Origin of the sequence: Pseudoalteromonas sp. Z9A6 (genome assembly GCF_011378805.1) — a bacterium.
Lineage (GTDB): Bacteria > Pseudomonadota > Gammaproteobacteria > Enterobacterales > Alteromonadaceae > Pseudoalteromonas > Pseudoalteromonas distincta.
This window is the reverse complement of sequence record NZ_WTKZ01000025.1, coordinates 1-21,259: the sequence shown is the minus strand read 5'-3', so window position 1 is coordinate 21,259 and position 21,259 is coordinate 1. Positions and strand designations below refer to the sequence as shown.

Sequence of the window (21,259 nt, the reverse complement as noted above, 5' to 3'; positions counted from 1 at the left end):
GGTTTTACATGCTTAAACTAATTAGTCTTGAACACGTTCAAATACAGTTGCAATGCCTTGGCCTAAACCAATACACATAGTTGCTAAACCATATCGTACATTTTTGTCTTCCATTAAGTGAATAAGCGATGTGCTAATACGCGAACCCGAACAACCCAGTGGGTGACCAAGTGCGATTGCGCCGCCATTTAAATTCACTTTTTCGTCAACTACATCCATTAACCCTAAATCTTTCATTACAGGTAATGATTGTGCTGCAAAGGCTTCGTTAAGTTCTACTACACCTAAGTCATCAATTGTAATACCGGCTTGTGCAAGTGCTTTTTTACTTGCTGGTACTGGGCCGTAACCCATAATTGATGGATCGCAACCAGCGACTGCCATTGCTTTAATACGTGCACGAATTGGTAAACCAAGTTCTTTTGCTTTTTCTTCGCTCATTACTAACATTGCAGATGCGCCGTCAGAAAGTGCAGAAGAAGTACCGGCTGTTACCGTACCCGATGCAGGATTAAATACAGGGCGAAGCTTTGATAAGCCTTCTACTGTTGTTTCTGGGCGAATTACTTCGTCGTCTTCAACTAAGATAAGCGAACCATCTGCATCGTGACCTTCCATTGCTAAAATTTCGCGACGGAAACGGCCCTCAACAGTTGCAGCTTGTGCACGTTGATGTGAGCGATAAGCAAATTCATCTTGTTGCTCACGGCTAATGCCATGAAGCGTTGCAAGGTATTCTGCTGTTAAGCCCATAGAGCCAGACGCTTGTGCAATTGATGTTGCTAAGCCTGGGTGAAAGTCGTTGCCGTGAGTCATAGGTACGTGACCCATGTGCTCAACACCACCAATTAGGTAAGTGTCGCCAGCGCCTGTCATTATTGCGCGTGCTGCGTCATGCAATGCTTGCATAGAAGAGCCACATAAACGGTTAACCGTAACAGCAGGAACGCTGTGAGGAATACCGGCAAGCAATGATGCGTTACGTGCTACGTTAAAGCCTTGCTCTAATGTTTGCTGTACACAACCCCAATAAATATCGTCAATTGATGCTGGATCAACTGCAGGGTTGCGATCTAGTAAGCCTTTCATTAAATGTGCGCTTAAGTCTTCTGCACGTTTATGTTTGAATACACCACTTTTAGAGCGACCCATTGGTGTGCGGATACAATCTACAATTACTGGATTATTCATGATATTAACCTTCCACCTTATAGAAAACACGACCTTCTTCGGCCCACTTGCGAGTTTGTTCAGATACTTGGTAAATCGCACCTAGGTGAGCGTATTTGTCTGCTGCTGCAACAAAGTTAGCTAAACCAGTTTGATCTAAGTAACGGAACGCGCCGCCTCTAAATGGAGGGAAACCAACACCGTAAACTAATGCCATATCTGCTTCTTGCGGCGAGGCAACAATGCCTTCTTGCAAACACAGTAGCACTTCGTTAATCATTGGAATCATACAACGGTCGATGATTTCTTGTTTATCAAATTCTTTTGGTGCGTCTGTGATTGGGCTTAGTAGCTCAATTGCTGTCTCGTCATGAGACTTTTTAAGACGACCGCGACGATCTGTTTCGTATTTGTAAAAACCGGCTTTGTTCTTTTGTCCAAAACGTTTTTCGTTGGCAAAAATAGTCACAGGGTCTTTATCAGCACGAGCCATACGCTCAGGGAAACCGTCAGCCATTACGCCAGTACAATGGAACGCTGTATCAATACCTACAACATCAAGTAGGTAAGCCGGACCCATAGGCCAGCCAAATACGTTTTCCATTACTTTATCTACTTTTGCAAAGTTAGCGCCTTCAACCACTAATTTGCTAAAACCTGCAAAGTAAGGGAATAAAACACGGTTTACAAAAAAGCCTGGGCAATCGTTAACAACAATTGGCGATTTACCTAATTTAAGCGCGTAATCAACTACTGCATTAATTGTTTTATCTGAGGTTTTTGCACCACGAATAATTTCTACTAATGGCATTTTTGGCACTGGATTGAAAAAGTGCATACCACAGAAATTTTCTGGCTTATCTAGCGCTTCTGCAAGCAAGTCGATACAAATAGTCGATGTATTTGAAGTAAGTACAGTGCCTTCTGGCATGTTCTTTTCAAGATCAGCGAGTACTGCTTGCTTAACTTTAGGGTTTTCTACAACAGCTTCAACAATAATGTTGGCACTTTGTAGGTCTGACTCGTTAAGTGTTGGCTTAATTTTGCTAAGTGTTGCCAACATTTTTTCCATTGGCATGTGACCACGCTTAACTTTTGCACCTAATAACTTAGATGCTTCACCCATACCTAAATCAAGCGCATCTTGTTGGATGTCTTTCATTATAATAGGTGTGCCTTTATAAGCAGACTGGTATGCAATACCGCCACCCATAATACCAGCACCTAATACAGCGGCTTGTTTAATTTCTACATCGCTGTGCTTAGCAAATTTACGTGCTTTACCTTTAATGTATTGATCAGCTAGGAATATACCAGTTTGTGCTGCTGCTTCTGGTGTACGTGCTAATTTAGCAAAGTTAGCGTTTTCGATTGCCATTGCTTCATCGCGAGTACAGTTTGCCGCTGCTTTAATAGTACGTACAGCCATAACCGGTGCAGGATAGTGGCCTTTGGTTTTACCCATTACCATACCTTCTGCCATAGCAAAGCTCATGCCTTGCTCAACACGGTTTAATTTAAGTGGCTGTAGTTTTACGTTGCGCTTTGCTTGCCAATCTAGCTTGCCAGCAATCGCCAGTTCAAGTGTTGATACACTTGACTCTAGAAGTTTGTCAGCACTAACTACCGCGTCAAACGCACCTACTTTAAGGGCATCTGCTGCGCGGTTTTCTGCGCCTGAGGTAATCCACATCATCGCGTTATCGGCGCCAATGATACGCGGTAAGCGCACTGTGCCACCAAACCCTGGCATTATGCCAAGTTTAACTTCTGGTAGGCCCATTTTAGCTGTTTCGCTTGCCACACGATAATCGGTAGCAAGTGCCCACTCACAACCACCGCCAAGTGCCATACCGTTTATAGCGCTTAGAGTTGGGAATGGTAAATCTTCAATTGCATCAAAAACGTCGGTTGCGTTTTTGATCCACACTACTAATTCTTCTTCAGGTTTAGTAAATGTAGGTAAAAATTCGAAGATATCGGCACCAATAATAAAGTGGTCTTTATCACTGGTAAAAATCATGCCTTTGATATCAGTATTGGCGGCTAATTCTTTTAATGCTGCTGCGCAATCTGAAAGAGTTTTTTGAGATAGTGTGTTTACAGAACCTGCAACACAAAACTTAAACTCGGCGATGTTTTCCTTCAGGAAGCTAACTTCAAAGGAATCGCTTTTATATAACATTATTATTCTCCCTAGTTGACGAACTAAGACTGGTACGATGAGTTTGCATTTCAATCAGTGTGCTTGCTTTAAATTAAAAATGCAACGAAAAATTTAACTCGGTTACAATCGACTGGTTAAAATATAGCTGGTTTGGTGCTAAGGTGGTTGAAAAGTTTTTATTCACAACTTTAATTTTTATTAAAGGACATTATGAAAAAATATTTACTAAGTGTTGCGGCAGCTGCATTCATTTTTCCTCTTCATTCTGCCGAGGCAAGTAACGATAACGATGCATTTTTAGATGCCGAAAAAAAAGTAAGGTACGGCAGTTACCAAGACTTTAAACAAGCGGTTAGTAACCTAAATCATCCGTTAAAACCTTATGTTGAAAAAACGTATTGGCAACGCCATCCGAGCATTAAACATCAGGCAGAAATAGAAGAATATTTAAATATATACCAGCATACGCCGCTTGAGTGGCCGGTCCGTAAAGCGTGGTTAGAATATTTAAAAGATAACAACGAAAAGGCGGCGTATATCCGCAACTATCGTGAAACGTCTAATACGGAGCTTACTTGTACTTATTTAGATTTTCAGCTTGATTTAGGTGCGCCCGAAAAGGCAATTCTAAATCAGGTGACCGACTTATGGGCTGTAGGTAAATCGCAACCTAATGGTTGTGATAGTTTATTTTCTACGTGGCGTAAAAAAGGCTACATGAAAGAAGAAACGGTTTGGAAGCGTGTAACACTTGCTGCACAAGGCGGAACGCAAAGCTTATTACCTTACTTAAAAACTTTATTACCAAGTAAGGAGCGTTACTTAGCTGACTTATATTTAAAAGTGCGAAAAGATCCAAGCGCAGCCGCTGGATTATATAGATATAAAAACAAGTCGGCTAAAGAAGGGCAAATAGCTATTTATGGTGTTAAACGTTTGGTTTGGCGCGATAAAGAGCTAGCTTTAAAAGCATGGGAAAAGCTAGAAAAAATATTTAAGTACAGCGATGAAGAAAAAGCGGATGTGTATTACACCTTTGCATTGTCACTTGCCTCTAGCGGGCATAAACAAGCGAGCTTTTGGCTAAATAAAGTGCCAAAAGAGCGACTAGACAGCAAGCTTATTCAGTGGCAACTGGGCAATATGCTCAAAACCCAAGATTGGGAAGGGATTGCTGCATTTTTTACAGGTAAAGAAAATTTAAGTCTTGGTCAGCAATATTGGTTAGCTTATAGCTATGCACAACGTGGCGAGCAACAAAAAGCAGACGACATTTGGAAGAAAGTAGCGGCTAATCGTGATTATTACGGCTTTTTAGCCGCAGCACGTTTGGGGTTGCCCGTTGATTTAAATAATCAGCCTTTAGCAGTCGATAAGGTACTTGTAGATAAAGTGAGTAATGCACCAGGCTTTAAGCGTGCAAAAGCACTTTATGATATTGAGCGCTTTACGTCGGCGCGCCGTGAATGGAATTACTTAACGGATACCTCTAGCGATGAAGAAAAGCTGGCAGCATCACAGTTATCTACCGATTTAGGTTGGCACGACAGTACTATTTTTACTTTAGCAAAAATTAAAGCGTGGGATAATGTAGAGCAACGTTTTCCGTTTGCGTTTCAAGATGTTTTTGAGCGCTACAGTAAACGTAGCAAGATAGATGTTGCTTGGAGTATTGCTATTGCAAGGCGCGAAAGCTCTTTTGCGCCAGATGCACGCTCGCATGCTAATGCGCGTGGTTTAATGCAGTTATTACCAAGTACTGCTGAGTATGTAAATAAAGGCAGTGTGACAAGTAGTCGTTTATATCAACCTAAAACAAATATTAGATTAGGTACTAGTTACTTACAGTACTTAAAAAAGAAAAACCATGGCAATGAAGTGCTGGCAACAGCTTCTTATAATGCGGGTTATCACCGTATAAAGCGTTGGTTACCTGATGACGCTATTCCGGCTGAGTTATGGGTAGAGCTTATTCCGTATCGCGAAACCCGTGATTACGTAAAAAATGTATTTGCGTACAGACAGGTTTACCATACAAGAATGGGCCGAGAAGGTAATGTATTAGCGCCGCTACTCGAAATGAAAATGGGCGGTTGAATATATGATACCAATCGACCAATAACTTAACACGATAGGTATAGGTATTAATAAGGGGGATGTTTACATGTTAAATATCCCCCTTTTTTGAGCGCTTAGGGTAATACCAATTTTATTAAAAACATGATCATTCTAGCGTATTAAATAACTCAATAACTGCGTTAAAAATTATTTATATAGAACAACTATGTATCATAATTTTAGCCTTGTTATTAAGCTATTTTCTTATCGCTATAATAGATCATTAATTTAATGCAATTGGTATAAGTGATAGACTCATAGCAAGTTAAATTTAACAGATGGATTAACAATGGATAAATTAGCCGTTTTATACGCCGAACATATTGCAACACTGCAACAGCGTACTCGTACAATTTGTAATAGCGAAGGGTTAGAAGGATTAGTAATTCATTCAGGCCAAGCTAAGCGCCAGTTTTTAGATGATATGTATTATCCATTTAAAGTTAATCCACAGTTTAAAGCGTGGTTACCGGTTATTGATAATCCTCATTGCTGGATTGTGGTAAATGGCAGCGACAAACCAAAACTAATATTTTATCGTCCAGTAGATTTTTGGCATAAAGTACCAGACGAGCCTCGTGACTTTTGGGCTGAGTACTTTGATATAGAGCTACTACTTCAGCCTGATCAAGTAGAAAAGTTATTACCATACGATAAAGCTAAATATGCTTACATGGGTGAATACATTGAAGTAGCGCAAGCACTTGGTTTTAGTATTATGAACCCTGAGCCTGTACTTAACTATTTTCATTACCACCGCGCTTACAAAACGCAGTACGAACTTGAATGTTTACGCAACGCTAACCGCATTGCAGTAGATGGGCATAAAGCTGCACGCGATACATTCTTTAATGGTGGTAGCGAGTTCGACATTCAGCAAGCGTACTTAATGGCGACACGTCAAAGCGAAAATGAAATGCCGTACGGCAACATTGTTGCGCTTAACGAAAACTGCGCTATTTTGCACTACACGCACTTTGATCCAAAAGTGCCACACACCCACAACTCATTTTTAATTGATGCCGGTGCAAACTTTAATGGTTACGCTGCTGATATTACTCGTACGTATGATTTTAAAAAGCAGGGTGAGTTTGCTGAGCTTGTACAAGCGATGACTGTTCAACAAATCGAGTTAGGTAAAGGTTTAAAGCCGGGTATGCTTTATGGTGATTTACACGTTGAATGTCATAATCGTATCGCACAAATACTTAGTGACTTTAAAATTGTTAACCTACCCGCGGAGGAAATTGTTGAGCGTAAAATTACATCTACTTTCTTCCCGCATGGACTAGGACATCACCTAGGTTTACAAGTGCATGATATGGGTGGTTTTATGAGTGACGAAAAGGGCACACATCAACCATCGCCTGAAGGGCATCCGTTCTTGCGTTGTACTCGCCTGATCGAAAAAAACCAAGTGTTTACTATTGAGCCAGGTTTATACTTTATTGATTCACTGCTTGGTGATTTAGCGCAAACCGATAATAAGCAGTTTATTAACTGGGAAAAGGTAGAGTCATTTAAACCATTTGGCGGCATTCGTATTGAAGATAACATTATTGTTCATGAAGATAGCCTAGAGAATATGACGCGTAATTTAGAACTCGATTAATTTCTATAAAGACGAGTTAGCGAATAAACGTTAAAATATGCATATGAACGGGGCCTTTAGGCCCCATTTTTAATTGAGCTTTTAATATGTCTGAATATAACTATCCCGCTGCTGACGTTTTTCATCAAGAAGAAATTAAAAAAAGTACGTTTATAGTCCACATTGCACACACCCCCGATTTAAATTCAGCAAAAACATTTATTAAAAGCATTGAAGAAAAGTATAGCGATGCACGTCATAACTGCTGGGCACATGTGGCAGGCAACCCTGGTGGCAGCCATGTTTATGGTTTTTCGGATGATGGTGAACCTAATGGCACTGCGGGGAAACCTATGTTAAATGTGCTGGTGGGTTCGGGCCTTGGCGAAATCACTGCCGTGGTGACACGTTATTTTGGCGGCATAAAATTAGGCACCGGCGGGCTAGTACGTGCTTATGGTGGCTCATTAAATAATGCACTAGTAAAATTGCAAACGGTGCTTAAAGTTCCCAGCGTTGAAATTACTGGGAGTAGTGAGTACAGCATGCAAGGCGCGATTGAGCAGTTATTAAAAACAAAGTATCAAGTGCTTAATATTGATAAGCAATTTACTGCTAATATTGAGTGGGTGATTACAATCGATAGCCGCGAAGCCAAGCAAGCAATCAAAGATATTTTTGATTTAAGTCACGGCGCAGTTGAGTTAACTATTAAAGAGTAATAACCTACACAAATTGCATATAATGCATACTGACCCTATTTAATTTGGTTGATACTACTCAGCCTGAATTTACTAATAATAAAAGCGACAAGCTAAATGCAATTTCGTACCATCATAAAAATTCTTGGCCAACTTGTTGCGCTGTTTAGTATTACCATGGTGCCTCCGGCACTGGTGTCTTTAATATACAAAGACGGTGGTGGTGTTCCCTTTGTTTTAGCATTTATCTTTAGTGTTGTTATTGGCATGATGGCTTATTACCCAAACCGCCATGAAAACGGTGATTTAAAAGCACGTGAAGGCTTTTTAATTGTTGTTTTGTTTTGGCTGGTACTTGGGGCGTTTGCGTCCTTGCCGCTTATCTTTTTACAAGAACCTAACTTATCGCTCGCCGATGCGGTATTTGAAGCATTTTCTGGCTTAACAACCACCGGCGCTACAGTGCTTACCGGTATTGAGTATTTACCCAAGTCGGTATTGTTTTATCGCCAGCAACTCCAGTGGTTTGGCGGTATGGGTATAATCGTACTCGCTGTTGCTATACTCCCAATGCTAGGTGTTGGTGGTATGCAGTTGTACCGCGCTGAAATACCAGGGCCTGTAAAAGATTCTAAAATGACCCCGCGAATTGCCGATACTGCAAAGCACCTTTGGTATATTTATGTGTCGTTGACTATTACTTGTATGCTGGCTTATTGGGCTGCAGGAATGGAGTGGTTTGATGCTATATGTCATGCATTCTCAACGGTGGCGATAGGTGGTTTTTCTACTTACGACGCCTCCATGGGGCACTTCGACAGCCCTGTAATTAACTTTATTTGTGTGTTCTTTTTAATTATTGCCGCTGTTAACTTCTCCCTGCATTACGCCGCAGTGGCCAGTCGTAACATACAAGTTTATATTCGAGATCCTGAGTTTAAGGTGTTTTTGTGTATTCAATTAGCGCTGGTGGTTATTTGTTTTACCGTACTTTCCTCTAACGAAATATTTGCTAATGGCGATGAAACCCTCGATCAGGCGTTATTTCAAGCTGTTTCAATGAGTACAACAGCAGGCTTTGCTACGGATAACTTTTCAACATGGCCATTGTTTTTACCTATTTTACTTATATTTTCGAGCTTTATTGGTGGCTGTGCAGGCTCTACCGGTGGTGGCATGAAAGTAGTGCGCGTGTTCTTACTTTATTTACAGGGTGTGCGTGAGCTCAATCGTTTAGTGCATCCTCGTGCTATATATTCAATCAAGCTGGGTCGTAAGGCGTTGCCAGATAAAGTAGTAGAAGCTGTGTGGGGTTTTTTCTCTGCTTATGCGCTGGTATTTATTATTATTATGTTAGCGCTTATGGGCACGGGTATGGATAACATAACTGCGTTCTCAGCCACTGCGGCTTGTTTAAATAACTTAGGGCCTGGTTTAGGAGATGTAGCGTCGCATTATGGTGCTATAACCGATGGTGCTAAATGGTTGCTTACTATTGCAATGGTGTTTGGTCGTTTAGAAATATTTACTTTATTAGTGTTATTTACGCCTACTTTTTGGCGTGGATAAACGAGTCGTTTAAATTTTAATATACAAGTTAGTGGGAAAGGGATATGCCAACTTCAAATCTAGACAAATTACATCAACTAACTACAAGTGGTTTGGTCGATTTAGAAATATTAACCCCAACCGACAGTAAACGTGTAAAAACCGAGTTTGTTGGTTTGCTTGAAAATAAATTTATTATTTTAAATTACCCAAACTCTAGACGTTTACCTGCTAGTAGTGACTATTTACGTGATGGTGTAATGGTTGTTGTTAGAGCATTAATTGAAGGTAGTGGTGGGCAAGTTATAGCGTTTCGCCAACAAATAATGTCGGTTGCGTCTCACCCGGCTAAGCTTATATTTATTAACTATCCTAAGCAGGTGCAGTTATTTGCACTGCGCTCGCAAACGCGTATACCTACCTTATTACCTGCAAAGCTAAAGCTAAGTGACGACAGAATACTTGAAGGCCTCATTAAAGACATTTCGCTAACAGGAGTAATGTTTGATATTAGAGGTGATCAGCAAGATGAAAATATTAAAGATATGCAATGCACAGTAATACTCAATAGCAGCGATAAAAGTTTTGAAGGCGAAATTTGCAGTGCTAAGGAACATGTCGCAGGCGTGCGTTGTGGAATTAAGCTACTAGCAAGCGAGGATGAAATGAAAACCTTTATGAAAGAGCATTTTATAGACCCATCTGCGCTTGAGCCCACCGTTGAATAAATCGTTTTTCGCTTATTTGCAACAAAATGGCGTTTTACGTGAGTATTTATAAAGTATTTTTTGTTTTTATATAATTAAATATATTATTTAAATAAAACAATGTTTTACGTGTTTTTTGTTATGGCTTTTTTTTTGTTGTTATAGCTACTTCGTTAAAATTAACCTTAATTATTTTTTAAAATCCCTCCTTTTATAGCTCTACATTTTAAAATGTATCTTTTTATATAAACATAACTATTTGTTTTTAATGACTTTAGTTTTTCACCTTTAAAGCGTGTTGCGAAAAGGCAACAGTAATGACTCTGAAAATTCCTCCTTATTGTACGTTTTATTTTTAACTTATTGAAAGTTAATGGCTTTTCAATGTTGGCATTTAAGTTGTAATAGTCAGGGTGTACTGAACGAAATCGTGATTCAAAGTGAAATACTTAATCGCACACACATAAATTTGAAGGATACATATTATGAAAAGCATTAATAAAACTTTAGCACTTATCGCTATTGCATCTTCTTCAGCCGCTTTTGCAGCAACAGATTTTGACACACTTGATGTAGACGGCAGTGGCACAATTAGCCAAGCAGAAGCATCAGTAGACGCAAAATTAATGAGCATGTTCTCTGAACTTGATACAGACCAAGACGGCGAACTATCTAAAGAAGAGTTTTCACAAGTATAAGCTTAAAACTCTGGGGCGCTACTAAGAGCCCCACATTACTCATAAAATTGAAGGATACACGTTATGAAAACATTAAATAAAGCATTAGCACTTGTGGCACTAGCATCTTCTTCAGCCGCGTTTGCAGCAACAGATTTCGATACATTAGATGTAGATGGCAGTGGCACAATTAGCCAAGCAGAAGCATCAGTAGATGCAAAGCTAATGAGTATGTTCTCAGAACTTGATACTGACCAAAATGGTGAGTTATCAAAAGAAGAATTTTCAGAAGCTTAATTTAAAGTATTTATCCTGAGTTGCCAAAGACAACCTAAGTAGGCAAGGGAGCTTACGAAAGAGGATAACAAGGAAGTGAAAAATTACGTTTTAAGTTAAACGAAGCAATTTTTTTGATAGAACATTGAAGGATTAAGTTATGAAAAATTTAAATAAAGCATTAGCACTTATAGCACTAGCGTCTTCTTCTGCTGCATTTGCAGCATCAGGTTTTGACAGCCTTGATATTGATGGTAGCGGCACAATTAGCCCAAGCGAAGCGGCAGTTGATACAGATTTAATGGCCGAGTTTATTGAGCTAGATACCGACGGTAGCGGCGAGCTTTCTAAAGAAGAGTTTGCTAATTACTAATTAACCTGAACTCTGGATAATAAATCTATCTCTAGCAGCTATTTTCAGCGCTAACTGCGTTGAATTTACTTGCAATAGGCCAGCTATTGACGCGTAAATTCGCCTTGTTTTCACTGAAAATCTCTGGCTAGAGAAAATAAATTTAAATATCACCATGATTCAATACGTTAGTAAATCTCTTAACCAGAGTACAGGTTAACTAACCTTTTTCAGATTAAACATTTTTCACAGTCAGGGATCTTTGAAAAGGACTTCCCATATTACTAGGAATATTATTATGAAAACATTCAATACAACACTTGCAGTTATCGTTTTAGCATCTTCATCAGCAGCATATGCAGCAGTGGACTTTGCCTCTTTTGATGCAGATGGCGACGGTGCGATTACAATGGAAGAAGCAAAGGTTAACCCTCAGCTTGTAAAGATTTTTGATGATTTAGATACTGATGGAAATGGTGAAATCTCTAAAGAAGAGTTTTCAAAGGTACAGTAATCAATATTCGAAGATACTCCACTAAAGCCGCCTTAGTCAGCGGCTTTTTTGCGTTTATGCCAAATAATTATAAGAATATAGCACTTACCTGGAATAGCTTTTCTACAACGGTAATGTGTTTCTTGTCGATTAGAAACATAATGACATGATCGCCCGACATAATAATTGTATCATCGTGGGCTATCAGTACATCGTCGTTACGTACTATTGCGCCAATAGTAGTACCAGCAGGGAGTTTAATGTCGGCAATAGCACGGCCAACCACTTTTGAAGTGTTTTCATCGCCATGAGCAACGGCTTCAATTGCTTCTGCTGCACCTTTGCGTAATGAGTACACATTAACAATATCACCACGGCGTACATGAGTAAGCAATGCCGATATAGTGGCTTGCTGCGGCGATATGGCAATATCTATTTCGCCGCCTTGTACCAAATCAACGTAAGCACCACGCTGGATAAGCACCATGGTTTTTTGTGCGCCCATACGTTTTGCAAGCATGGCTGACATAATGTTTGCTTCATCGTCGTTGGTTACGGCAATAAACACATCTACTTGTTCAATATGCTCTTCTGAGAGCAGTTCTTGATCAGATGCGTCACCACAAAAAACGACCGTGTTATCGAGCATTTCCGAGAGTTGCTCGGCACGCTCTTTACTGCGTTCAATTAATTTAACCGTGTGGTTTTTTTCAAGTGAGCGGGCAAGGCCTGCCCCAATGTTACCGCCACCAGCTATCATAATTTTTTTGTAAGAACGCTCTAGTTTTTGTAGCTCGTTCATTACTGCGCGTATATGTTTTGTAGCGGCAATAAAAAACACTTCGTCATCGGCTTCAATAACGGTGGTACCCAATGGTTTTATTGCTTTACCTTGACGATAAATAGCTGCAACACGGGTTTCTACATTAGGAATATGCTCTTTAAGTGCAGATAACGCATAACCTACAAGTAAACCGCCATAGTAAGCTTTTACGGCTACTAACGAGAGCATGCCATCAGCAAACTGCAATACTTGCAGAGCACCAGGGTAGTCAATTAAACGGCGAATATACTTAGTGACCAGTGCTTCGGGAGCAATGTAATGATCGATTGGTAAATCATCGTTTTGAAATAGTTTTTCGCGGTACTTTAAATATTGCTCTGAGCGAATGCGGGCAATTTTAGTGGGCGTTTTAAAAATACTGTACGCCACTTGGCATGCAACCATGTTCACTTCATCTGAACTGGTTACCGCAATAATCATATCGGCATCTTCAGCACCTGCACGGCGTAATACATCAGGATGCGCGCTGTGGCCCATAACCCCTTGTAAGTCGTACTTATCTTGAAGTTCACGTAATCGGTTACCGTCTATATCAACAACGGTAATTTCGTTTTGTTCGCCAACTAAGTTTTCAGCAAGCGTAGCACCAACTTGCCCGGCACCGAGTATAATTATTTTCATTATTTACCCGTGGTATTGATCATAATTTAATTAAAAAAATAGCCATTTAATGTTTCATAAATGGCTAACTATTTAGTGTACGGCTATTAGGCTTTTTTAACTAGCTTAGCGTAATAAAATCCATCACTTTCACCGGGCAGTAACTGCAAACCTGGCGTTGTTACGGTATCGTTTTCGTGTAGAGGTATATGTTCTACATCATCATTATTAGCTAAAAACTTAGCAACTTGCTGTTGGTTTTCTTGTGGAAGAACCGAACACGTAGCATATACCAATGTGCCACCTGGTTTTAACAGTGGCCAAATGCTATCAAGAATATCGCTTTGTAACTTAGCTAAGTCTTCGATGTCTGATGCGCGACGTAACCATTTTATGTCAGGGTGACGGCGAATTACACCAGTGGCCGAACAAGGCACATCAAGTAAAATACGATCAAATAATTTTTCATCCCACCATGTATGTGGTTGTGATGCGTCGCCACATTGTAGGTCTGCACCTAAGCCAATGCGAGTTAAGTTTTGCTTAACACGTTCAAGGCGAGTTGAGTCGCTATCAAGTGCAAGTACATCTGCATCAGCAAGCTCTAAAATATGACATGTTTTACCGCCAGGTGCTGCGCAGGCATCCAAAATATAGTCATCTGCTTTAGGTTCTAAAAAGCGGGCTGCCAACTGTGCAGCAGCATCTTGTACTGAACATGCACCTGTATCAAACTCAGGCAACGAAAATACATCACGTGGTTTGGCAAGTTTAATCCCATCAATAAAATCAGGGTTTAAGGTGTGTTCAATATCGTTAGCGCTAAGCATGTCGCTGTATTCTTGCGTGCTAAATTGGGCTTGATTGACACGAAGCCACATTGGCGCTTGTTGCTGGTTTTCTTCAAGTAGTGCTTCCCAGCTATCTGGGTAGGCTGTTTGCACCTGTTTAATAAACCAATTTGGATGGTTGTATAAACATACCGGAATAAGCTTCGCTTTTTCTTCAAGCTCAGCTTGTTGACGCTGAAAGCTACGTAAAATGGCGTTTATCAGCCCTTTTAATCCTAAAGCGCGTAGTTGAGCCAGTGCGTTAACCGTTTCTGAAATGGCAGCATGAGGTGGTACGCGCATATGCTGCAGTTGATAAATACCTACGTATAATAAAAACTGAAATATTCTACGTTTACCTTTTAATGGCTGCTCTACTAAGTGTTGGCAGTAATTTTCAAGGCTCGGTAAGTAGCGTAAAACGCCATAACAAATTTGCTGTAGCAACGCTTTATCTTTAGGCGGCAAGCCTTGGCTTGCAAATGGAAGTTCTTGATTAAGCGATGCGCCTTTATCAACTACGTTATATAAAGTTTCAGCGGCAAGCGCTCGTACGTTTGGAACATTACTCATTGTTTTCGCCTAATATTGTGCCAGGAGTAACCCAGTCACTACGACCATTTAAAAAGTCGTTAATTGCCATTGGTTTTTTACCTTGCGGCTGTAATTGCGTAATACATAAAGCGTGTTCGCCACACGCCACTACTACGCCATTTTTGTCGCTTGATAAAATTTGCCCAGGATCACCTGATTGCAGCATAACCTGCGCTTGATGAATCTTTACTGTTTGCCCACCCATTTGGGTAAAGCACATTGGCCACGGGTTAAAAGAGCGAATGTTTCGCTCGATTTGAAGCGCACTCATGGACCAGTCGATATCAGCTTCTTCTTTAGAAAGCTTTTTAGCGTAGTTAGCAAGTTCATCGTTTTGAGGTTCAGGGGTGATCTCACCATTAGCTAATTTATTAATGGTTTCAATTAACGCATCTGGACCTAGCTCAGCAAGCTTTGTATATAAGCTTGCGCTAGTTTCTGTTGTGCTAATAGGGCAGCGGCTTATATGTAGCATATCGCCGGTATCTAGCCCTTCATCCATTTGCATTATTGTTACGCCGGTTTGTTCATCACCTGCCCAAATTGCGCGTTGAATAGGTGCAGCACCGCGCCAGCGCGGTAATATAGAGCCATGCACATTTAAACAACCTAAACGTGGCGCTTCTAAAATAGCTTTAGGTAAAATTAAGCCATATGCTACAACAATTATAATGTCGGCATTTAAGCTTGTTAGCTCAGCTAGTGCTTCATCATTTTTTAATGACTGTGGCTGAAAAACCGGTAAATTGTGCTCAAGCGCTAGCTCTTTCACTTCACTGGCTTTTAATTTTTTACCACGACCTGCAGGGCGATCTGGCTGGCTATATACACCCACTATTTTGTGTTCGCTTTGTATCAGCGCTTGTAAATGACGTGCGGCAAAGTCTGGCGTACCGGCAAATATAATGCGTAATGGTTGAGTCACTGAGTTTTCCTAAGGTGCTTATTACTGTTCTGCAAACTTGGCTTCTTTTTCAAGCTTTTTACGAATACGTTGGCGCTTTAATGGAGATAAGTAATCAATGAATAGCTTACCTTGAAGGTGATCTAGTTCATGTTGAATACAAATAGCCAATAATTCATCTGCATCTAGTACAAATTCTTCACCGTTTTCGTTAAGTGCAGCGACTGTTACTGTTTCAGCGCGGTCTACTTTTGCATACGAGTTAGGTACTGATAAACAGCCTTCTTCGCTAACGGTAGAGCCGTCTTTTTTAATGATTTGTGGATTAATTAATACCAGTGGCTCATTGCGCTCTTCTGATACATCAATAACAACGATTCGTTGATGAATATCTACTTGCGTGGCCGCAAGACCAATGCCATTTTCATCGTACATTGTCTCTAGCATGTCTTTTACAATTTGGCGTACTGTGTCGTCAACTTGTACAACATCTTTTGCTACAGTACGTAAACGTTCATCTGGAAATCTTAAAACTTCTAACCTAGCCATAGTTACCTTTTTCACTTGTGCTTAATTTAGGGTATTGTATGCTCTTATTTTAGCCATTCGCGTTCACCTTTAACAGGTTTTGGGCAATAATAATGAAAAAACAATACAAGGAAGCTCGATGAAATCTCCATTACTTGCAATCATGCTTACGTTAAGCGCTGCGTTTCCCGCAGTTGCTGATGTACTTAAAATAAAAAAAGACGCACCAAAACAGTATGTTGTAAAAAAAGGCGATACACTTTGGGATATTTCTGGCATCTATTTAGATGAGCCTTGGCTATGGCCTGAACTTTGGCAAATGAATCCACAAATTGACAACCCACACCTAATTTACCCCGGTGATGCATTAGCGTTGATATACGATGCTGATGGAAACCCACGTTTAGTGATCAATAAAGGATATAGAAAGCTATCTCCTCAGGGTCGTATTACACCAAAAGGGCGTAATGCTATTACTACTTTGCCGCTTGAAATGATCAAACCTTATATCAGTTACGAGCAAGCAATGAACAGTGATGATATTAAAGGTAAGCCTTATATTTTAGGTGCTAACGAAAATACTAAAACACAAACGTTAGGCCACATTTTATATGCTAAAGGCGACTTACAAGTACATAAAGCATATGCCATTTACCATAAAGGTGACCCTTACACAGACTTAACTGGTGAAGTGTTAGCAACGCGTGCATCTTATGTGGGTATAGCACGTGCCTTTAGAACGGGTGATGAGAAAAATGGCGTGCCTTCGTCATTACGTGTTGAGTCTGTTAAACGAGAAATTCAGCAGGGTGATTTTTTAATGCCGGCAATGGAAGGCCAAATGCTCCCTGCGTACTTTGATATACACCGTCCCTCTGAGCCTGTAACAGGTAATATTATTGCTTCACCACGTGAAGTTAGAGAATTCAGCACAATGGATGTTGTGGTGCTAAACTTAGGCAGTGAACAAAATATAGAAGCGGGTCATGTATTAGATCTAGAGCGTCAATCACCAACGGTTATCGATGGTCCTCGTGGCCCTCGTTACCCAGAAGATTCTAGTAAATACGAGAAGCTTTTATCTGATGTGAGCCAATTATTTGGTGATGAGTCTGACGAAGAGAGCACAACGTGGACCATGCCTAAAGAAAAAGTTGGCGAGCTAATTGTCTTTAAAGTGTATGACAAAGTAAGTTATGCATTAATAACTAAAAACCAGCACCCAATTCGCATTGGAGATATTGCAGTTATTCATTAAGAAGTAGCGAGTCGGTGCTCTAGGAGAGAGCATGGATCAGTCATCTGGCAAGCTAGCCCACTGGCTTGCCTTTTATATGTGTAAAGGGTTGGGTATAAAGACCCTTTTAGCACTATCTACAAACTATCCCCTTGGGTCGTTATTCGACTTATCTCATGACAAGCTTTTACAGCTTGGGTTAACCGCTAATCAAGCGAGTAATTTACTCAACACCAATTGGCAACAAGTCAGTCATTATGAGCAATTAATAGCGCTGAACAACATTACTGTTGTTTGTATTTTTGATGCGCTTTACCCAGAAGATCTCCGGCAGATTGCCAGTGCGCCTTTATTACTCTTTTGCAGGGGAGATGTCTCGTTATTATCAACTCCACAGATTGCAATTGTTGGCAGCCGTAATGCTACACCTACCGGGCTTGAAATAGCCTCAGAATTTGCATACGAGTTAACTTTGGCGGGTATTACAGTTACTTCAGGCATGGCGCGGGGAATAGATGGTGCAGCACACAAAGGTTCTCTTGCTGGTACAGGTAAAACCATAGCTGTGCTTGGTACTGGGGTTGATATTTACTACCCCAAACGCCATAAACTATTAACAGACCAAGTTTTAGAAAACGGCCTGCTGGTGAGTGAGTTTTTACCAGGCACAGCTGCTCATGCGCACAACTTTCCGCGCCGTAATCGTATTATTTCTGGGTTATCGTTAGGAGTACTTATTGTTGAGGCTGAAATTAAAAGTGGTTCGTTAATTACAGTACGCTATGCGCTTGAACAAAATAAAGAGGTATTTGCAGTACCGGGTTCTATTAAAAACCCGTTAGCGCAGGCAAGTCACTTTTTAATAAAGCAAGGTGCTAAGCTGGTAGAAAACGTGGCTGACATTCTTGATGAGGTGAGTTTTACTTACGACAATAATGTATGTAATAAAGAGCAGCCGATTCAAGCCAATTCTCAATGTGAGGTTTTAAATAGTATTGGCTTTGAAGTAACCAGTGTAGATGACATTGTGCGTCGTGCGCAGTGGCCAATAGATAAAGTACTCAGTAGGTTGCTCGATTTAGAATTAGACGATCAGATTGAGCGAGTGTTAGATGGTTACATCAAGTTAAGCGCAGGAAGGTAATATGTTTGATATTCTTTTGTATCTTTTTGAAAATTACATTCATAGCGAAGCGGATATATTTGCAGAGCAAAATGAGTTAACCGATGAGCTACTGCGTGCGGGCTTTAATAAGCCTGAGATATTTAAAGCTCTTGATTGGTTAGAGCAACTAGCCGATTTACAACACAGCGATGAGTCTCCTTATCTTATTGCTAACCCTAAAGATGCTGTGCGTATATTTACCGATAGTGAATGCCAAAGGCTCAGCGCTGAGTGTCGTGGCTTTTTAATGTTTATTGAACAAATAGGCGTAATTAACAATGTAACACGTGAAATGGTAATGGACTGTTTAGCCTCTCTTGATAAACCAACTATAAGCCTAGAAGACTTAAAGTGGATTGTACTTATGATCTTGTTTAACGTTCCTGGCTCTGAAGAGGCATATGAGCAAATGGAAGATTTGATTTTTGATGAACCCAGCGAACTTCTTCATTAGAGATAATTATCTTAATTGTACTCAAATTACTTAAAAGGATAAGCACGGCATTGCTTGTATCTTTAAGTGGTTTGGGTATATTAGGCGAAAATTCACCAACCTATTAGGATCACCATGAGTAAAATCGACCATTCGCTTTTCTCGGCGAACAAGCACGCCCTCGAAAAAGAATACGAGATATGCCCACAGTGTGGTTCAGAGTTAGTGATCCGCAATAGTAAATCAGGCCCTTTTCTAGGATGCGCAAGTTATCCCAAATGCGACTTTATTAGGCCGCTGGCACATCACGACAGTAACGAAATCAAAATATTAGAAGATTCAGCATGTCCTGAGTGTAGCAAACCGCTGGTGGTTAAAAATGGCCGCTATGGTATGTTTATTGGGTGTACGGGTTATCCAGAGTGTCATTACATTGCTAACGAAAATGAAGAAAAGCAAAGCGAAGATACTTTGCCTAGTTGCCCTAAATGCAAAAAAGGTCATTTAGTCGCGCGCAGTAATAAGTTTGGTAAAGTATTTTATTCTTGTGATTGTTATCCAAGCTGTAAATACACGCTTAATAATAAACCGGTTGAACATCCGTGTCCTGAATGTGACTGGCCTATCGTCATAGAAAGAAATATGGCAAACGGCATATTATTGCAATGCCCACAAAAAAGCTGCATGCATAAGCTCACCCCAACTGAATAACGTTTAATTATATCTGGAGACTACTTTGTCAGACCTTTCAAATACGCCCACTGCAATAACATGCTTAACGCAAGGCGAAGTTATTTTATACCCAACAGAAGCTGTATATGGTTTAGGTTGTGATCCAGATAATCAACAAGCCGTTGAAGCACTATTAGCTATTAAGCAGCGCCCGGTTGAAAAAGGGCTTATTTTAATCGCTGATAACTACGGACAATTATTAAAATACGTAGATGATGCAAAAATACCAATGGATAAACGCGCTGATATTTTTTCGAGTTGGCCTGCTGCAATTACATGGGTGATGCCTGCATCTAAAAATACGCCTAAATGGCTCACAGGGCAGTTTGATACCATTGCAGTAAGAGTAACAAACCATCCAACAGTAAAGCGTTTATGCCAAGAGTTTGGTAAGCCATTAGTATCAACCAGTGCAAACTTAACCGGCCAAGAAACGGTAATTAGTATTGAGCAAGCCAAAGCGCAATTTGCAGAACAAGTTGGCTTTTACGTTGACGAGCCGTTAGGTGGTAATACTCAACCAAGCACAATAAAAGACGCCATGACTGGCAAAATATTTAGAGGTTAATATGCAAAGCGAATTATTAGATCAAGTAAAAGCCTACTTTATGGCTTTGCAAGACACTATTTGCCAAGGTTTGGAGGCTGCAGATGGCAGTGCTAAATTTATAGAAGATAACTGGCAGCGAGCAGAAGGTGGTGGTGGTCGTACACGTGTAACCACAAATGGCACTGTAATAGAGCAAGGCGGAGTTAATTACTCACACGTATTTGGCGCTTCAATGCCAGGCTCTGCAACAGCACATAGACCAGAGCTTGCAGGACGCAGCTTTCATGCATGTGGTGTGTCGTTAGTTATTCATCCTAAAAACCCTCATGTACCAACAAGTCATGCCAATGTGCGCTTTTTTATAGCCGAAAAAGAAGGCGAAGAGCCAATATGGTGGTTTGGTGGCGGGTTTGATCTCACTCCTTTTTATCCAGTATTAGAAGACGTACAACATTGGCATCAAGTTGCTCACGACATTTGTGCGCCTTTTGGCAGCGACATTTATCCAAAATACAAAACCTGGTGCGATGAATATTTTTATCTTAAACACCGCGATGAAACACGTGGCGTGGGTGGACTATTTTTTGATGATTTGAATGAGCTAGGTTTTGAGCAAAGCTTTGCGTTTATGCAATCGGTGGGTAATGGATTTTTAGATGCCTATTTACCTATTATTGAACGTCGCAAAAATGACGAATACACAGAGCAACAACGTGATTTTCAGCTTTATCGTCGCGGGCGCTACGTTGAGTTTAATTTAGTATGGGATAGGGGCACTTTATTTGGATTACAAAGTGGCGGGCGCACTGAGTCTATATTAATGTCTATGCCACCACTTGCACGCTGGGAATATAACTATAAACCAGAGCCAAGTAGCCCAGAAGCTAACCTATATCAGTATTACTTACGCCCGCAAGAGTGGTTAACGAGTCAACCAAGTGAGCTGATAGCCAGAGAGTGGCAATTATAAAAATTAAACAATAATCAAAAAGGCACTAATTAGCTGTCTCTTGATCACAAGTCTGACTCAAGAGATTTTGCT

Annotated in this window: 21 protein-coding genes; 15 read left to right on the top strand and 6 right to left on the bottom strand. The window is 40.4% G+C overall.

Features of this window, described 5'->3' with window-relative positions:
• Nucleotides 1–21 precede the first annotated feature (21 nt).
• Nucleotides 22–1,191, bottom strand: coding sequence for an acetyl-CoA C-acyltransferase FadA (gene fadA, locus GQR53_RS11005; protein WP_024597185.1), 1,170 nt, complete (start codon nucleotides 1,189–1,191; stop codon nucleotides 22–24).
• Nucleotides 1,192–1,195: 4 nt separating this feature from the next.
• Nucleotides 1,196–3,355 carry a fatty acid oxidation complex subunit alpha FadB gene (fadB, locus tag GQR53_RS11000; RefSeq protein WP_165743943.1) on the bottom strand — a complete coding sequence of 720 codons (2,160 nt, stop codon included), beginning with the start codon at nucleotides 3,353–3,355 and terminating at the stop codon, nucleotides 1,196–1,198.
• 192 nt (nucleotides 3,356–3,547) lie between these two features.
• Between fadB and GQR53_RS10995 the strand changes: the two genes are divergently transcribed.
• The 9 genes from GQR53_RS10995 (at nucleotide 3,548) to GQR53_RS10955 (ending at nucleotide 11,821) form a co-directional block, all read left to right on the top strand.
• Nucleotides 3,548–5,434 (top strand): transglycosylase SLT domain-containing protein, encoded by a 1,887-nt coding sequence (locus tag GQR53_RS10995; RefSeq protein ID WP_149601906.1) that lies wholly within the window; start codon nucleotides 3,548–3,550, stop codon nucleotides 5,432–5,434.
• A 310-nt stretch (nucleotides 5,435–5,744) separates the two neighbouring features.
• Nucleotides 5,745–7,067, top strand: a complete 1,323-nt coding sequence (gene pepQ / locus GQR53_RS10990; protein ID WP_024597188.1) for a Xaa-Pro dipeptidase — start codon at nucleotides 5,745–5,747, stop codon at nucleotides 7,065–7,067.
• An 86-nt stretch (nucleotides 7,068–7,153) separates the two neighbouring features.
• Nucleotides 7,154–7,768, top strand: a complete 615-nt coding sequence (locus GQR53_RS10985) for a YigZ family protein (RefSeq protein ID WP_165743942.1) — start codon at nucleotides 7,154–7,156, stop codon at nucleotides 7,766–7,768.
• A gap of 96 nt (nucleotides 7,769–7,864) precedes the next feature.
• The gene (locus tag GQR53_RS10980; protein ID WP_004335179.1) at nucleotides 7,865–9,316 is read left to right on the top strand and encodes a TrkH family potassium uptake protein; all 1,452 of its coding nucleotides are present in this window, start codon (nucleotides 7,865–7,867) and stop codon (nucleotides 9,314–9,316) included.
• Between the two features lie 44 nt (nucleotides 9,317–9,360).
• On the top strand, nucleotides 9,361–10,023 hold the full coding sequence (locus GQR53_RS10975) for a flagellar brake protein (RefSeq protein WP_024604774.1): 663 nt from the start codon (nucleotides 9,361–9,363) through the stop codon (nucleotides 10,021–10,023).
• Between the two features lie 464 nt (nucleotides 10,024–10,487).
• Entirely contained in the window at nucleotides 10,488–10,700 is a 213-nt protein-coding gene (locus tag GQR53_RS10970) for an EF-hand domain-containing protein (RefSeq protein WP_024604775.1), read from the top strand.
• Nucleotides 10,701–10,763: 63 nt separating this feature from the next.
• Complete coding sequence (locus GQR53_RS10965; RefSeq protein WP_024604776.1) at nucleotides 10,764–10,976, top strand: EF-hand domain-containing protein; 213 nt, start codon at nucleotides 10,764–10,766, stop codon at nucleotides 10,974–10,976.
• Nucleotides 10,977–11,115: 139 nt separating this feature from the next.
• Nucleotides 11,116–11,328, top strand: a complete 213-nt coding sequence (locus GQR53_RS10960) for a calmodulin (RefSeq protein WP_024604777.1) — start codon at nucleotides 11,116–11,118, stop codon at nucleotides 11,326–11,328.
• Between the two features lie 277 nt (nucleotides 11,329–11,605).
• Nucleotides 11,606–11,821: an EF-hand domain-containing protein gene (locus tag GQR53_RS10955; RefSeq protein ID WP_024597191.1), complete on the top strand. Its 216-nt coding sequence runs from the start codon at nucleotides 11,606–11,608 to the stop codon at nucleotides 11,819–11,821.
• Between the two features lie 67 nt (nucleotides 11,822–11,888).
• Here the strand turns inward: GQR53_RS10955 and trkA are convergent, their stop codons facing one another.
• The 4 genes from trkA to def all read right to left on the bottom strand — a co-directional run bounded on the left by trkA (nucleotide 11,889) and on the right by def (nucleotide 16,121).
• A complete protein-coding gene (trkA, locus tag GQR53_RS10950) occupies nucleotides 11,889–13,265 on the bottom strand; it encodes a Trk system potassium transporter TrkA (protein WP_004335170.1) in 1,377 nt (458 codons plus the stop codon).
• An 86-nt stretch (nucleotides 13,266–13,351) separates the two neighbouring features.
• A complete protein-coding gene (rsmB, locus tag GQR53_RS10945) occupies nucleotides 13,352–14,647 on the bottom strand; it encodes a 16S rRNA (cytosine(967)-C(5))-methyltransferase RsmB (protein ID WP_004335167.1) in 1,296 nt (431 codons plus the stop codon).
• Nucleotides 14,640–15,593, bottom strand: a complete 954-nt coding sequence (fmt, locus tag GQR53_RS10940; protein WP_165743941.1) for a methionyl-tRNA formyltransferase — start codon at nucleotides 15,591–15,593, stop codon at nucleotides 14,640–14,642. The genes rsmB and fmt overlap by 8 nt, the downstream gene beginning before the upstream one ends.
• A 21-nt stretch (nucleotides 15,594–15,614) precedes the next feature.
• Nucleotides 15,615–16,121, bottom strand: a complete 507-nt coding sequence (gene def, locus GQR53_RS10935; protein ID WP_004335162.1) for a peptide deformylase — start codon at nucleotides 16,119–16,121, stop codon at nucleotides 15,615–15,617.
• Nucleotides 16,122–16,239: 118 nt separating this feature from the next.
• On the opposite strand from def, the gene GQR53_RS10930 reads away from it, so the two are divergent.
• From GQR53_RS10930 to hemF, 6 genes are all read left to right on the top strand, one after another.
• Nucleotides 16,240–17,358 carry a LysM peptidoglycan-binding domain-containing protein gene (locus GQR53_RS10930; protein WP_165743940.1) on the top strand — a complete coding sequence of 373 codons (1,119 nt, stop codon included), beginning with the start codon at nucleotides 16,240–16,242 and terminating at the stop codon, nucleotides 17,356–17,358.
• A gap of 31 nt (nucleotides 17,359–17,389) precedes the next feature.
• Nucleotides 17,390–18,481, top strand: a complete 1,092-nt coding sequence (gene dprA / locus GQR53_RS10925; RefSeq protein WP_165743939.1) for a DNA-processing protein DprA — start codon at nucleotides 17,390–17,392, stop codon at nucleotides 18,479–18,481.
• 1 nt (nucleotide 18,482) lies between these two features.
• Nucleotides 18,483–18,956, top strand: coding sequence for a DUF494 family protein (locus GQR53_RS10920; RefSeq protein ID WP_004335158.1), 474 nt, complete (start codon nucleotides 18,483–18,485; stop codon nucleotides 18,954–18,956).
• Between the two features lie 114 nt (nucleotides 18,957–19,070).
• Nucleotides 19,071–19,646: a topoisomerase DNA-binding C4 zinc finger domain-containing protein gene (locus GQR53_RS10915; protein WP_004335155.1), complete on the top strand. Its 576-nt coding sequence runs from the start codon at nucleotides 19,071–19,073 to the stop codon at nucleotides 19,644–19,646.
• A gap of 25 nt (nucleotides 19,647–19,671) precedes the next feature.
• Nucleotides 19,672–20,235, top strand: a complete 564-nt coding sequence (locus GQR53_RS10910; protein WP_004335153.1) for an L-threonylcarbamoyladenylate synthase — start codon at nucleotides 19,672–19,674, stop codon at nucleotides 20,233–20,235.
• 1 nt (nucleotide 20,236) lies between these two features.
• Nucleotides 20,237–21,187: an oxygen-dependent coproporphyrinogen oxidase gene (hemF, locus tag GQR53_RS10905; protein WP_024604781.1), complete on the top strand. Its 951-nt coding sequence runs from the start codon at nucleotides 20,237–20,239 to the stop codon at nucleotides 21,185–21,187.
• Nucleotides 21,188–21,259: the final 72 nt, after the last annotated feature.